This window comes from Marinobacter sp., assembly GCF_041686475.1.
Taxonomy (GTDB): Bacteria; Pseudomonadota; Gammaproteobacteria; order Pseudomonadales; family Oleiphilaceae; genus Marinobacter.
Map to the genome: position 1 here is coordinate 34,521 of NZ_JAWLDU010000003.1, position 13,817 is coordinate 48,337.

The 13,817-nt window shown below is 56.9% G+C and carries 14 protein-coding genes; 13 read left to right on the top strand and 1 reads right to left on the bottom strand.

Features of this window, described 5'->3' with window-relative positions; translation table 11 throughout:
• Positions 1 to 32: 32 nt before the first annotated feature.
• Positions 33 to 830, bottom strand: a complete 798-nt coding sequence (locus tag ACESMB_RS01365; RefSeq protein ID WP_372970768.1) for an inositol monophosphatase family protein — start codon at positions 828 to 830, stop codon at positions 33 to 35.
• A 187-nt stretch (positions 831 to 1,017) separates the two neighbouring features.
• On the opposite strand from ACESMB_RS01365, the gene trmJ reads away from it, so the two are divergent.
• From trmJ to der, 13 genes are all read left to right on the top strand, one after another.
• Positions 1,018 to 1,872 (top strand): tRNA (cytosine(32)/uridine(32)-2'-O)-methyltransferase TrmJ, encoded by an 855-nt coding sequence (trmJ, locus tag ACESMB_RS01370; protein ID WP_372970769.1) that lies wholly within the window; start codon positions 1,018 to 1,020, stop codon positions 1,870 to 1,872.
• Positions 1,873 to 1,876: 4 nt separating this feature from the next.
• Entirely contained in the window at positions 1,877 to 2,650 is a 774-nt protein-coding gene (gene cysE, locus ACESMB_RS01375) for a serine O-acetyltransferase (protein WP_372925626.1), read from the top strand.
• Between the two features lie 77 nt (positions 2,651 to 2,727).
• Complete coding sequence (iscR, locus tag ACESMB_RS01380; protein WP_372925627.1) at positions 2,728 to 3,225, top strand: Fe-S cluster assembly transcriptional regulator IscR; 498 nt, start codon at positions 2,728 to 2,730, stop codon at positions 3,223 to 3,225.
• 20 nt (positions 3,226 to 3,245) lie between these two features.
• Positions 3,246 to 4,394: an IscS subfamily cysteine desulfurase gene (locus tag ACESMB_RS01385; RefSeq protein ID WP_372970770.1), complete on the top strand. Its 1,149-nt coding sequence runs from the start codon at positions 3,246 to 3,248 to the stop codon at positions 4,392 to 4,394.
• A gap of 67 nt (positions 4,395 to 4,461) precedes the next feature.
• Positions 4,462 to 4,890 (top strand): nucleoside-diphosphate kinase, encoded by a 429-nt coding sequence (ndk, locus tag ACESMB_RS01390; RefSeq protein ID WP_150993152.1) that lies wholly within the window; start codon positions 4,462 to 4,464, stop codon positions 4,888 to 4,890.
• Between the two features lie 62 nt (positions 4,891 to 4,952).
• Entirely contained in the window at positions 4,953 to 6,065 is a 1,113-nt protein-coding gene (rlmN, locus tag ACESMB_RS01395) for a 23S rRNA (adenine(2503)-C(2))-methyltransferase RlmN (protein WP_372925629.1), read from the top strand.
• Positions 6,066 to 6,150: 85 nt separating this feature from the next.
• Positions 6,151 to 6,915, top strand: coding sequence for a type IV pilus biogenesis/stability protein PilW (gene pilW / locus ACESMB_RS01400; protein WP_372970789.1), 765 nt, complete (start codon positions 6,151 to 6,153; stop codon positions 6,913 to 6,915).
• Positions 6,905 to 7,954, top strand: a complete 1,050-nt coding sequence (locus ACESMB_RS01405; protein WP_372970771.1) for a RodZ domain-containing protein — start codon at positions 6,905 to 6,907, stop codon at positions 7,952 to 7,954. The genes pilW and ACESMB_RS01405 overlap by 11 nt, the downstream gene beginning before the upstream one ends.
• Positions 7,955 to 7,987: 33 nt before the next feature.
• Positions 7,988 to 9,106: a flavodoxin-dependent (E)-4-hydroxy-3-methylbut-2-enyl-diphosphate synthase gene (gene ispG / locus ACESMB_RS01410; RefSeq protein WP_372925631.1), complete on the top strand. Its 1,119-nt coding sequence runs from the start codon at positions 7,988 to 7,990 to the stop codon at positions 9,104 to 9,106.
• Positions 9,107 to 9,146: 40 nt separating this feature from the next.
• The gene (gene hisS, locus ACESMB_RS01415; protein ID WP_372970772.1) at positions 9,147 to 10,427 is read left to right on the top strand and encodes a histidine--tRNA ligase; all 1,281 of its coding nucleotides are present in this window, start codon (positions 9,147 to 9,149) and stop codon (positions 10,425 to 10,427) included.
• A gap of 57 nt (positions 10,428 to 10,484) precedes the next feature.
• A complete protein-coding gene (locus ACESMB_RS01420) occupies positions 10,485 to 11,141 on the top strand; it encodes a YfgM family protein (protein ID WP_372970773.1) in 657 nt (218 codons plus the stop codon).
• Positions 11,141 to 12,313 carry an outer membrane protein assembly factor BamB gene (gene bamB / locus ACESMB_RS01425; protein ID WP_372970774.1) on the top strand — a complete coding sequence of 391 codons (1,173 nt, stop codon included), beginning with the start codon at positions 11,141 to 11,143 and terminating at the stop codon, positions 12,311 to 12,313. Before ACESMB_RS01420 ends, bamB begins: the two co-directional genes overlap by 1 nt.
• Before the next feature lie 62 nt (positions 12,314 to 12,375).
• Positions 12,376 to 13,800, top strand: a complete 1,425-nt coding sequence (gene der, locus ACESMB_RS01430; RefSeq protein ID WP_372925635.1) for a ribosome biogenesis GTPase Der — start codon at positions 12,376 to 12,378, stop codon at positions 13,798 to 13,800.
• Positions 13,801 to 13,817: the final 17 nt, after the last annotated feature.

A 13,817-nucleotide genomic window follows, 5' to 3' on the forward strand; every position in this document is an offset into this window, starting at 1 on the left:
AAGGGGTTGCGGCTTTTTTGTGTCCGGCCGGTCTAGCGTGGCAGGCGGCCCCGGAAGGGGTGAAGGGTTTTCAGTACTTCCCGGAACAGCTTGGGATTGGCAACGATAAGCTGCTTCGCTTTCTCCGTTGACGGGTTACCGGAGAAGTCACCGGTCAAAGCGCCGGATTCCAGTGCCAGTGTCACGCCAATAGCCAGATCTGCCGGCTCCGGGCGGAAAATAACGGCAGCGTCCAGATGGCCGGAGGAAACCCGCGCAATATCCAGCGCAATGCAGCCAGCTGTGCGGAACATGCTGCTGTCATGAGCCAGAAGGGAGGCCATTTCTCCCCACATAAGCGCATCGTCACTGCTGCGGGTCTGGTCCAGGAGATTACTGACGACGGCTGCACGGTCGGCGTGTTTGACTTCACTTGTGCGTACGCGGCGGCTATTGAGCGCTGCGCCATGGCCGCGGCTGGCAGAATATTCTTCGCCGGTGATCGGGTTGATCAGCAGCAGGTTCTCGGTGCGATTATTCTTTTTCTGGAGCAGTGCCAGTGCAAAATCGGGAATGCCACGCAGAAAGTTCTCGCGCCCTAGCACCGGAAATATATGCCAGCTCTTGTCGTTGCCGTCGGAGTCCGCCTCGTTCAGCTGTGCAATTACATGGTCCTTGTAGGCCTTTTCGAGCTGCTCAGAAAAATTGTCGTAAACAGACTGCTCGACCCGTTCCAGTTGCTTGCGGCGGTCCTCGCTGTCGCCATTGGGTTCCTGGCGTTCGAAATGTGCTTTCAGATAGTCGGACCCCTGACGAGCTACGCGCAGGGCCATTTTAATAGCTGGTTGCATCTGAGTGTTCATTATCCGGGTGTGTGAAGGCCGCATATCATATCAAAAACTGGCGCCGCTTGTATGTTTTTCGACTCCGCAATGTCACTGATGGCGCGCTGTATCAGGGCATATCCGATGAGGCAGGCCGGGGACGAAATCTGCTATCATGCGCGCCTTTCCGGATTTTTACAGAGATGTGAGCGCCATGCACAAGTCAGCGATGCCCCAGGAGGGCACGGACACATTTGACGACCAGGTCAGGATTGTTCTGGTTGAAACGTCTCATTCGGGCAATATCGGAGCCGTTGCAAGGGCCATGAAAAACATGGCGCTTGGCAGTCTGTGGCTGGTCAATCCGTCGTCGTTCCCCGATGAAACTTCCTACGCACGGGCGGCGGGAGCGTCGGATGTGCTGGATAATGCCCGCGTTGTCGACTCGCTTGACGAAGCCATTGCCGATTGTGTCTGCGTCATGGGCACCAGCGCCCGTGGCCGCAAGATTCCCTGGCCGGTGATCGCGCCGCCGGACGCCGCAGCAAAGGCTGCGGAGCACTCCGGCGCGGGGCCTGTAGCGCTGGTGTTCGGTCGCGAGGCCCATGGCCTGAGCAATGATGAGTTGCAGCGTTGTCATTTCCACATCCATATTCCGTCGAATCCGGACTACAGTTCTTTGAATCTGTCCATGGCAGTTCAGGTAATGTGTTATGAATTGCGGATGCATTATCTCCGTGGCCTTGAAGGTGGCGATGGCAGCCCATATCTGAAGCCGATGGACGCGCCGGGGGATGCCGGCTGGGATGTGCCGCCGGCACCGGTCAGGGACGTTGAGGGTTTTTTCACGCACCTTGAACAGGCGCTGGTAGATGTTGATTTTCATCGTCGGGACAAGCCCGGGCAGTTGATGACCCGGTTGCGCCGTCTGTTCCAGAGAGCGAAACTGGATCAGACGGAAATCAGTATTCTTCGGGGCGTCCTGACAGCGGTTCAGAAGTCTGCCGGCAATGACAAGGCAGGACAACACACTTCCAGGGCTGGTTCCTCAGCCGGTGAGCAGGAATAGGGTTATGTTTGAACGTTTAAGGGAAGATGTAAACAGCGTATTTCATCGTGATCCCGCAGCGCGTAACACCTTCGAGGTTCTTACCAACTACCCCGGGCTTCATGCTCTCCTGTGCCACCGGTTCTCCCACTGGCTCTGGAACCTGGGTCTGAAGTGGCTCGCGCGCACGTTCTCGACCCTCGCCCGTTGGCTGACGGGCATCGAGATTCATCCCGGTGCGACCATTGGCCGTCGCTTCTTTATCGATCACGGTATGGGTGTTGTGATTGGTGAAACCACCGTGATTGGTGACGATGTAACGCTCTACCAGGGGGTAACCCTCGGCGGCACCAGTTGGAACAAGGGCAAGCGACATCCCACGTTGGGGAATGGTGTTGTGGTTGGCGCCGGTGCCAAGATTCTGGGACCGTTCGAAGTGGGAGAGGGCGCCAAGATCGGTTCCAACTCTGTGGTCACCAAAGCTGTGCCCGAAGGGGCCACAGTGGTGGGTATTCCCGGCCGTATAGTGGTCAAGAGCAAGGGTGAGGACAATGTTCGCCGCAAAGAGATGGAAGAGCGGATGGGCTTCGATGCGTACGGCGTGACCGAGGAAATGCCGGACCCGGTCGCCCGAGCGATGCGCAGCCTGCTTGACCACATGCACGCGGTGGATGACCGTATCGAGAACATGTGCCAGGCGCTCCGGAAAGTGAACAGTGAATACCAGAACGGTGAACTGCCGCCGCTGCACGAAGAGGATTTCGACTGCGTGCGGGACGACGAGCCGTCGCAAAGGTGAATACTTGACTGATTTGGTGGGTCAATTCATACTCGGCTCTGTTAAAGCCTAAGTAATCCCTGACCGGGGCTGAGTTTATGAGACTGACCACCAAAGGCCGCTATGCGGTGACGGCAATGCTGGATCTGGCCCTTCACGGGGATCAGGGTCCGGTCAGTCTGGCTGATATTTCTGCCCGGCAGGAGATTTCCCTCTCGTATCTCGAGCAGTTGTTTTCTCGCCTTCGCCGTCACAAACTGGTGACCAGTATCCGCGGGCCTGGCGGTGGCTACCGCCTGAGCCGCGAACCCGATGCCGTATATATTGCGGAGGTGGTGGACGCGGTCAGTGAATCCCTGGATACCACCCGTTGCGGCAATAAGGGTGATTGCCAGAATGGCGAAAAATGCCTGACCCACCACCTGTGGTCTGATCTCAGCGACCAGATCCATCAGTTCCTGAGCGATATCAGCCTTGGAGATCTGATGAGGAAGCGTGAGATCCAAGTGGTTGCCAGTCGGCAGAACAATCGTCATTCCGAAGGTGATTCACAGACGATCAACACCGAGCGCCTTTCCGATCAGGCCTCGGCCTGAGCTATTAGCCTGAAACTTCTATGAAAAAGCCCGTCTACCTTGATTATGCGGCGACCACGCCCGTCGATCCCGCCGTTGCGGAAGAAATGTGCAAGTACCTTACGCCTGACGGTGTTTTCGGTAACCCTGCCTCCCGTACCCATGCTTATGGCTGGCAGGCTGAAGCAGCGGTGGAGGGTGCCCGTCGACAGGTTGCCAGTCTCATCCACGCTGATCCGCGTGAAATCGTCTGGACATCGGGTGCTACGGAGTCCGACAACCTTGCCATAAAAGGCGCGGTTGCCGGTCACGAGAATCCTCACATTATAACCTCGGTGATTGAGCATAAAGCGGTTCTTGATACCTGCAAATGGCTTGAGCGCAACGGGGTGAGCATCACCTGGCTGACTCCCGGTCAGGATGGGCTAATTGAGCCGAAACAGGTGGAGAGTGCCCTCCGGGAAAACACGGTTCTGGTGAGCCTGATGATGGTGAACAATGAACTGGGCTGCCAGACCGACATCGAGCCGATCAGTGCCATGCTTCGCGAGCGTGGTGTGATGTTTCATGTGGACGCCGCTCAGGCCGCCGGTAAAACAGAAGTGGATGTCAGTGCTGTACCGGTGGATCTGCTTTCGTTGTCAGCTCACAAGGTCTACGGCCCCAAGGGTGTTGGTGCACTGTATGTTCGGCGATCACCGGACGTACGCATCGAATCACAGATTCACGGCGGTGGCCATGAGCGCGGGATGCGTTCCGGCACCCTGCCAACCCATCAGATTGTAGGTATGGGTAAGGCTTTCGAGCTTGCCAGTGCGCAGCTCGAGCAGGAAAAAGAAGTGCTTGAAGGCTTCCGAACAAAGTTTCTGGAAGGGCTGTCAGGCCTTGAAGGCGTTACGCTCAATGGTAGTAACGAGCACCGGGTGCCGGGTATCGTGAACCTGTCGTTCGCAGGCGTGGATGCCGAGTCGCTGATGCTGGGGCTGAGGGATCTGGCGGTTTCTTCCGGCTCTGCCTGTGCGTCGGCGACGATCGAGCCATCATTTGTATTGAAGGGCATCGGGCTGGATGACGAGCAGGCCCACCGGGCACTCCGGTTCTCCTTCGGACGTTTTACCGCACCGGAGGAGGTTGACTTTGCAGCGACGCAAATCATTGACGTGGTTACCCGTCTCCGTTCAGTGCGGTAGGCAGTTGCCTCCGGACTGCGTATAATCTCAACCCTGAAATTTTTCTGAACCTGAATGGAGACAGATCATGGCAAACGAGCGCACGCTCTCGATTATCAAGCCCGACGCAGTCGCAAAAAATGTGATCGGCGAGATTTATACACGTTTTGAGAAAGCAGGACTGACGATTGTTGCCGCGAAGATGATGCATCTGACCCAGGAGCAGGCGGAAGGCTTCTATGCCGAGCACAAGGAGCGCCCGTTTTTCAATGATCTGGTAGCCTTCATGACATCCGGCCCGGTTGTTGTTCAGGTTCTGGAAGGCGAAGGTGCTATCCTGAAGAATCGTGACCTGATGGGCGCTACCAACCCGAAAGAGGCGGAAGCAGGCACCATTCGCGCCGATTTCGCATCGTCCATCGACGCTAACGCCGTTCACGGTTCGGATTCAGCAGCGTCTGCAGAGCGTGAAATTGCGTATTTTTTCAATGACAGCGAAATCTGCCCCCGCGGTTGATTGAGCTGCCCCGGGCCGGAATCGTTTCCGGCCCGGATTGGTTATCTGATCGAGGTTATGAAATGACAGCTGTTGCTGAGAAAACCAACCTTCTGGGAATGCCGAAGGCCAAAATGGAGGCTTTCTTTGAATCCCTGGGGGAGAAGCGTTTCCGGGCAACGCAGGTGCTGCAGTGGATTCATCAGCGCGGTGCCGATGACTTCGATCAAATGACCAATATGAGCAAGGTTCTGCGGGAAAAGCTGAAAGAAGTCGCAGAGATTCGCGGGCCGGAAGTGGTTTACGATGAATCCTCGAAAGACGGCACCCGCAAATGGGTCATGCGCATGGATAACGGCAACAGCGTCGAAACCGTGCTGATCCCGGACGGCGAGCGCGGCACCCTGTGCGTTTCTTCCCAGATTGGCTGCAGCCTGGACTGCACCTTCTGCTCAACGGGCAAGCGTGGCTTTAACCGCAACCTGACGGCCGCCGAGATCATCGGCCAGGTCTGGGTGGCTCGCAAAGCGTTCATGCCTTTTGAGCCCGGCCCGGATCGCCCTATCACCAATGTGGTCATGATGGGCATGGGTGAGCCGCTGCTGAACTTCGATAATGTGGTTGATGCCATGAACCTGATGATGGAGGACCTGGCTTACGGAATCTCCAAGCGGCGTGTCACCGTGAGTACATCCGGCGTGGTTCCGGCCATCGATCGCCTGGGCGAGGTTACGGATGTTTCACTGGCCATTTCACTTCATGCCCCCAATGATGAACTACGTAACCAATTGGTGCCGTTGAATAAAAAGTATCCGATCTCGGAATTGCTGGCCGCGACCCGTCGCTATCTGGCCCGGCTGCCGGACAAGCGTAAAGCGACCATCGAGTACACAGTGATTGAGGGAGTCAATGATCAGCCGGAGCATGCCAGGGAGTTGGCTGTTGTGCTGCGCGGACTGCCGTGCAAGATCAACCTGATTCCCTTCAACCCGTTTCCGGAGAGCGATTTCCGTCGGCCGAGCATGAATGCCACCCGTCGTTTTCAGGCGGTTCTCAATGAGGCGGGGTATATCGCAACCGTCAGAACAACCCGTGGCGATGACATTGATGCCGCTTGCGGCCAGCTTGTTGGCATGGTGGAAGACCGGACCAAACGAAGCCAGCGTTACATACAGGTGCACCAGGTCAGTCCATGAAGCCGGGTGAGAAATTCTCTGAAGACAAGAGGAAATGCCAACTGTGACATCTGAACCAGTAAACAGGCTCCGGGCTGCACTTGCCATGGTATTACTGGCAATGTTCGTCACAGGTTGTGTGACCAACACTGATAGCCGGTTTGCCCGCGAGGCTGATCGCGACAAGGCGGTTGACAACTATGTTGAACTGGCAACCGCTTATATCGGCCAGGACAATATCGAGCGTGCCAGCAATCATCTTGACCGTGCTCTTGAGCTCAAGCCGGAGAACCCGGGCGCTCTTGCAGCGAAGGGTCTGGTCTATCAGTCAGAGGGTGAACCGGAGCTTGCTGAACGGTCATTCAGGGATGCACTGGACAGCGATCCGGACTACACCCGTGCACGAGTGTATTACGGGGCGTTTCTTTATGGTGAGCGCCGGTTTGAAGATGCCCGTGACCAGTTCCTTGCTGCCTCCAGAGACACCAGTTACGGCGAGAGAGCGTCGGTATTCTTCAACCTCGGCCTCACTGAAGAGCGTATAGACAACCTTGATGGCGCGATTAAAGCTTACCGACGGGCTGTGGAGTTGTCCCGGGGCGACGCCAGATCCCTGCTTGCACTTTCCCGCACACTGGTGGAGTCCGGTGATTACCAGGCGGCTTCCAGGCACTATAGCCGTCTGACCACCCTGATGCAGCGTAACCGGAATCTCCGCCATTCTCCGGAAAGCCTGTATACGGGCATTCGTATTGCCCGGCATTTTGGTGACCGGGATCAGGCATCAAGCCTGGGGCTGCAACTGAAGAACAACTTCCCGAACTCTGTCGAATACCAACAATACAGGGTGATGACGTCGAATGGACAGTGATGACACACAACAGCCAGTAGTGAGTGAAGCCGCAGGGCAACAACTGAGGCGCGCGCGGGAGCAGAAGGGGCTGAGTGTCTCGGCTGTGGCTGAGGCGCAACACCTGCGTCCGGCGGTGATTCACGCCATTGAGGAAGGTAACTACGAGCAGATCGACAGTGAACTGTTCCTGAAAGGATATGTCAGAACATTTGCGCGCCAGGTTGGCCTTGATCCGGATGCGGTGATAGCGACGCTGGACAAGGAACTTGAGCCGCTGCGGCAGGAAAAGGCACAGGCGGAAGAACTGAACCCGCTGGTGGATATAGAGCGCCGCAGGCACCGGAAACGGCGCATTGCAAAGGTTCTCTTTTATATCCTGATTATCGCCATCGTGGTATTTGTTGGTCTTCGTTTTCTTGACACCATGGGAACGACTTCGTCTCCGGAGGAGCCGGACAGTTCCGATGAATCATCTGAGACAATCGAACCGACGGAATCAGAACCCGGCAGTAGCGACTCCCCTGAAGAGAGCCGTATCGAAGATGATGCCGGGGTGGAAGAACCAGCGCCAGCGGGCGGTGAGCCGGTTATTGACGAGCCGGCCGTTGAAGAAGTAAGCATGAATGCCCGGCCCGACGAACAGCAGCAGATTGCGCTGGTGACAGACACGGGATCCGACGAGGCTGGCATGGAATCGCCTGAGCAGATGCCAGCGGCTTCCGGCGACGTTGACGAGAACCGCGTTCCGGTCGTGACCAGTGCCCCTGAACCTGCATTCGAGGAAAGTGCGGAACCGGATGCCGCAGCCGTCAATGCCAGGCTGGAAATGGCCTTCAGTGACGAATGCTGGGTTCAGGTGACTGATTCTACGGGCAATCGTCTGGTGGGGTCTCTGCAGCGCAATGGTGACACGATTGAAGTCTCCGGCAGGGTGCCGATCGAAGTTATCGTTGGTGCTGTTGATGCGATTCAATCAATACGTTTCGATGGCGAGCCGGTGGACATGTCCAGCTTCCGGGTCGTCAATAACCGTGCAGAATTTACGCTGGATATCTGACAGTCACGAACTTAATTTCCCGGTTGGCAAGCTATGAATCACGAATCTCCGATCAAAAGACGTAAATCTCGCCAGATCATGGTGGGTAATGTTCCCGTAGGCGGGGACGCTCCGATCGCTGTTCAGAGTATGACCAACACCAGTACCTGCGATGTCGACGCCACGGTGGGCCAGATCCGTGCCCTCCAGGAAGCGGGCGCCGATATCGTCCGGGTATCCGTGCCATCCATGGACGCTGCCGAAGCCTTCGGCAAGATTCGCTCCATGGTCTCTGTGCCGTTGGTTGCAGACATCCACTTTGATCATCGCATTGCCTTGAGGGTTGCCGAACTCGGGGTGGACTGTCTGCGCATCAACCCCGGAAATATCGGCCGGGATGACCGCGTAAGTGCGGTGATAAGTGCTGCCCGTGACCGCAATATTCCCATCCGTATCGGGGTCAATGCCGGCTCACTGGAAAAAGCACTGCAGCGCAAGTACGGCGAGCCGACGCCGGAGGCACTGGTGGAATCGGCCATGCGCCATATTGACATTCTCGACAAACATGATTTCCAGGACTTCAAGGTCAGCCTCAAGGCATCCGAGGTGTTCATGACCGTTGCAGCCTATCGCCTGATCGCGAGCCAGATCGAGCAGCCCCTGCACCTTGGCATCACCGAGGCGGGCGGTTTCCGTTCAGGCACCGTAAAGTCGTCGATTGGCCTGGGTATGCTGCTGATGGACGGTATCGGCGACACGATCAGGGTGTCCCTGGCGGCGGATCCGGTGCAGGAGATCAAGGTTGGCTTCGATATCCTCAAGAGCCTTCGCCTGCGCAGTCGCGGCATCAACTTTGTTGCCTGCCCGAGCTGTTCGCGCCAGAACTTCGACGTCATCCAGACCATGAATGACCTTGAGGCGCGGCTGGAAGACGTGAACGAGTCGCTGGATGTTGCCATTATCGGCTGTATCGTCAACGGCCCGGGCGAGGCCAAAGTGGCAGACCTCGGCCTTACCGGTGGCAGCCCGAAGAACCTGTTCTATATGTCAGGCAAGCCCAACCAGAAGCTTGATAATGCCAACCTGACCGATGATCTGGAGCGGCTGATCCGCGAGGAAGTTGCCCGTCGAAAGGAAAAAGAAGACGCGATCATCACCCGTTCGACTGACTGAGTGCAGATCGTCTAATCATTGAAACAGATAAGGTAGTAACTTGGCTAAGATCCAGGCAATTCGCGGGATGAACGATATCCTGCCAGAACAGACGCCGATTTGGCAGTTCGTGGAAGACACAGTCAGGCAGGTACTCTCGCAATACGGTTACCAGGAAATCCGTATGCCGGTGGTGGAGCAGACCGACCTGTTCAAGCGCTCCATCGGCGAAGTGACGGATATCGTCGAGAAGGAAATGTATACTTTCGAAGACCGTAACGGTGACAGCCTGACCCTGCGCCCGGAAGGTACTGCTGGCTGCGTCCGCGCTGCTGAAGAGCACGGACTGCTGTTCAATCAGACCCGTCGCCTCTGGTACACCGGCCCCATGTTCCGCCACGAGCGCCCGCAGAAGGGTCGCTACCGCCAGTTCCACCAGATTGGCGTGGAATGTTTCGGTATGAATGGCCCGGATATCGATGCGGAACTGCTTGTACTGACTGCCCGCCTGTGGCGTGAACTCGGGCTGGGTGAACATACCCGCCTGGAAATCAATTCCATTGGCACATCAGAAGCTCGCCGTGAATACCGGGAAGCCCTGGTGGCTTATCTTTCGGGTTACCTTGATCAGCTGGACGAAGACAGCAGGCGTCGGCTGTCTTCCAATCCCCTTCGGGTTCTTGATAGCAAGCACCCGGGAACACAGCAGCTTCTGGCAGACGCTCCCAGCCTGGATGACTATCTCGACGAGGAGTCCGTGCAACACTTTCGCGAACTTCGTGCGCTGCTGGATGCGGCGGGTGTTGATTACACCGTAAACCCGCGACTGGTGCGGGGTCTCGATTACTATGGCAAAACCGTGTTCGAGTGGATCACTGACAGCCTTGGCGCACAGGGCACGGTATGTGCCGGTGGCCGGTATGATGGTCTGGTTGAGCAGCTCGGTGGCAAACCCACCCACGCCGTTGGCTTTGCCATGGGTCTCGAGCGGCTGATTCTGCTGCTCGAGACCCTTGACCTTGTTCCCGCCATTGCCAATTCCTGTGTGGATGTGTATGTCACTGCCATGGGGGATTCGGCCGTGGCACCGGCATTGTCGCTTGGTGAGTCGCTGCGCTCCGCCTTGCCTGACGCCCGCATAATGAGCCATTGTGGCGGCGGCAGCTTCAAGAGCCAGATGAAAAAGGCCGACCGAAGCGGTGCGAGTTACGCCATTATTCTGGGCGAGAATGAACTGGCCACCGGCTCAGCGGCACTCAAACCGCTGCGGTCGGACGAACCGCAACAGGACATCGCCCAGGCGGAACTTGCGGGCGTACTGAAAGAATTACTGGGCCGCTGATGGCGGGCCGACAGGTTTCCGCTGCAGGCACGATAATCATTAAATACAGGAGTCATCATGGCTGAAATTCGCACTGAGGAAGAAACGGTCCAGGCAATCAAGGACTGGTGGAAGAAAAATGGCAGCTCGCTCCTGATTGGTATTGCAGCGGCATTGGCCATCGTATTTGGCTGGCAGGCCTGGCAGAACCACCAGATGCAGCAACGGACCGAAGCTGCTTCCCAGTTTGCTGACCTGATCAACGCCTACAGCGATGAAAGCGATGAGAATCGTGCAGAGACCGTGGCCTATGTAGCCGAGACACTGCGTGAGGAGTACGGCGACAGTGCATTCGCCATCTACGGCATGTTGATGCTGGCGCGGCAACAGATCATGGACCAGGGTGATGCTGAGGCAGCCATTGACTCGCTATCCTGGGCACAGGAAAAGGCCGGTGAATCCGGTGCTCTGGCGCTGGTGATCCGTAACAGACTGGCCCGTGCCCATTTGGCGGCAGAGCAGTATGACGAGGCGCTCAGTACCATTGAGGGCGTTGACGACTCAGGTAGTTTCGGCGCCATTTTCACTGAGTTGAAAGGTGATATCCTGCTGGCTCAGGGTGACCGTGAAGCAGCCCGCGATGCCTATCTGGCGGCCAGAGAGCAGAACCAGCAGGGGCGCAGCGGTATTCTCGAACTCAAACTGTCTGACCTTGGCGTAGGGGAGGGAGCCTGATGCCCGTGATGTCTATTGGGCAGATACGTTCCGTTTCTCTGACTGGTCTGCTTGCGCTGGCACTGCTGGCTGGTTGCAGCTCTAATGATACTTTTGAACAGCCCGCTCCGGTGCCGAATATTTCTGCTTCCGTGGAGCTGGAAAGTGTCTGGACCATGGGGGTGGGCGATGGCCATGCGGATAACTTCCTTTATCTGGCCCCGCTGAACGCAGGCGATACCCTCTATGCGGCTTCCGCCGAAGGGGAAATCTGGGCCGTCGACCCGGAAAACGGTGAGGTGGCCTGGTATCAGGACCTGGAAGAAGAGATCAGCGCCGGCGTTGGCGGAGATCAGGGTAATCTTTACCTGGTTACGCGCGATGCACAGCTAAAGGCCTTATCGCGCCAGGACGGCACCGAGCTGTGGGAGCAGGATCTGCCGAATGAGGTACTGGCATCGCCACAGTCGAATGGTCGTCTTGTGGTCGCGCAGACCATCGACGGTAAAGTGCTGGCGTTCAATGCCAATGGCGGTGACAAGGCCTGGCAGTACGACAGCGACGTGCCGGTTCTCTCCATGCGGGCTGCTGCTTCACCGTTGGTGGGGGCAGATCTGGTTCTGGCCTCACTGGCCAACGGCAAGCTGATGGCGATTTCCGCTGAGAATGGACAACCGGTCTGGCAGTATGAGGTAGGCCAGCCCCAGGGCCGTACCGAACTGGAACGGCTGGTTGATGTAGCCGGTGAGCCGCTGATTCTTGAAAGCGCCGCCATGGTGGTTGGTTACCAGGGTAAACTGGCGCTGGTTGATCTGCAGAGTGGTGAGGAAATATGGAGCCGCAGAGAGTCGAGCCTGCAGTCTCCAATGATTGGTAATGGCAACATTTTTGTAGCCGGCGCCAATGGAGATATTACTGCGTATCGTGGTAATGACCGGCGTGAGGTGTGGAAGCAGGACCGGTTATCCTGGCGCCAGCCTACTCAGCCAATCGTGTTCGACGACTATCTGATGGTTGGTGACTACGAGGGTTACATCCACATGTTGTCCCTGGAGGACGGCAGCCTGCAGGGACAGCTCGAGTTTGATGACGAAGGGCTGCGAGTGCCTTTCCAGCGTCTGCAGAACGGCAACCTTCTGGTTTACGGCAATAGCGGTAAAATGTCTGTTGTTAAAATCCGGGAGCGCGACTGAGCGCTCCTTTCCGGTTATATCGCTGTGAAGCGCTGGCCCTGTTTACTGTGTAGCGAAAGATTATGACCCCTGTAATTGCACTTGTCGGACGTCCCAACGTTGGCAAGTCAACACTGTTCAACCAGATGACGCGATCCCGGGATGCGCTAGTAGCGGATTTTCCCGGCCTTACCCGTGACCGTAAATACGGTGAGGGCAATTACGAGGGCCAGCGGTTTATTGTCATTGATACCGGTGGCCTCACCGGCAGAGAGGAAGGCCTTGATGCGGAAATGGCCCGCCATTCCATGCAGGCCGTTGAAGAAGCGGACATTGTGCTTTTTCTGGTAGACGGCAAGGCGGGCCTTAATGGCGGCGACGAGCTGATTGCTGATCATCTGCGCAAAACCGGTAAACAGGCACACCTTGTTGTCAACAAGACCGACGGCCAGGATCCGGACATTGCAGCCTCTGATTTTCATGGTCTTGGTTTCCAGTCCATCTTCCTGATTGCTGCGTCCCATAACCGGGGCATTCGTTCGATGCTGGAGGAATTGCTGCCCTCGGAAGAGGAGCGCGAAGCCCAGGACAGGGCTGATCGTTATCCAGGTATCCGCATCGGTATTGTCGGCCGTCCGAACGTGGGCAAATCCACCCTGGTCAACCGCATGCTGGGGGAAGACCGGGTGGTGGTGTTTGATATGCCCGGTACCACCCGGGACAGCGTTTACATTCCTTACGAGCGCATGGACCACCAATACACGCTCATCGACACGGCGGGCGTACGGCGTCGCAAGAATGTCAGTGAAACGGTGGAGAAGTTTTCCATCATAAAGACCCTGCAGGCCATTGATGATGCCCACGTGGTTATCCTGGTGATTGATGCCCGGGAAGGACTGGTTGACCAGGATCTCCACCTGATTGGCTTTGTGCTGGATGCCGGCCGTTCCCTGGTGATTGCAGTCAACAAGTGGGATGGTATGGACCCGGAAGACAAGGCTAAGGTGAAAGAGCAGGTTCAGCGTCGCCTGGATTTTCTCGATTACGCCGACAAGCACTATATTTCTGCGCTTCACGGCTCCGGCGTTGGTGTCATGTACGACTCTGTCCATGACTGTTATGAATCGGCGATGGCGAAATGGCCCACCAACCGCCTGACTGCCATTCTTCAGGATGCGACGGCACAGCACCAGCCGCCTCTGGTGCAGGGGCGCCGCATCAAGCTTCGTTACGCCCACCAGGGTGGCTCGAACCCGCCGGTCATCGTGGTGCATGGCAACCAGACAGATGCATTGCCCGGTGCCTACAAGCGCTACCTGGAGAACACCTTCCGCAAGGTCCTGAAGGTAAACGGTTCGCCGATCCGCTTCGAATTCCGTTCCAGCGAGAACCCGTTTGCCAATAAGGTCAGCCGTCTGACTCCCCGCCAGAAAGTAAAGCAGGATAACGACCTCAAGAAAGGCCGGCCGGTCAAGAAGAAAGCCCGAATGAAGAGCAAGAAACGCTGAACCCGTCAGGGCAAGGC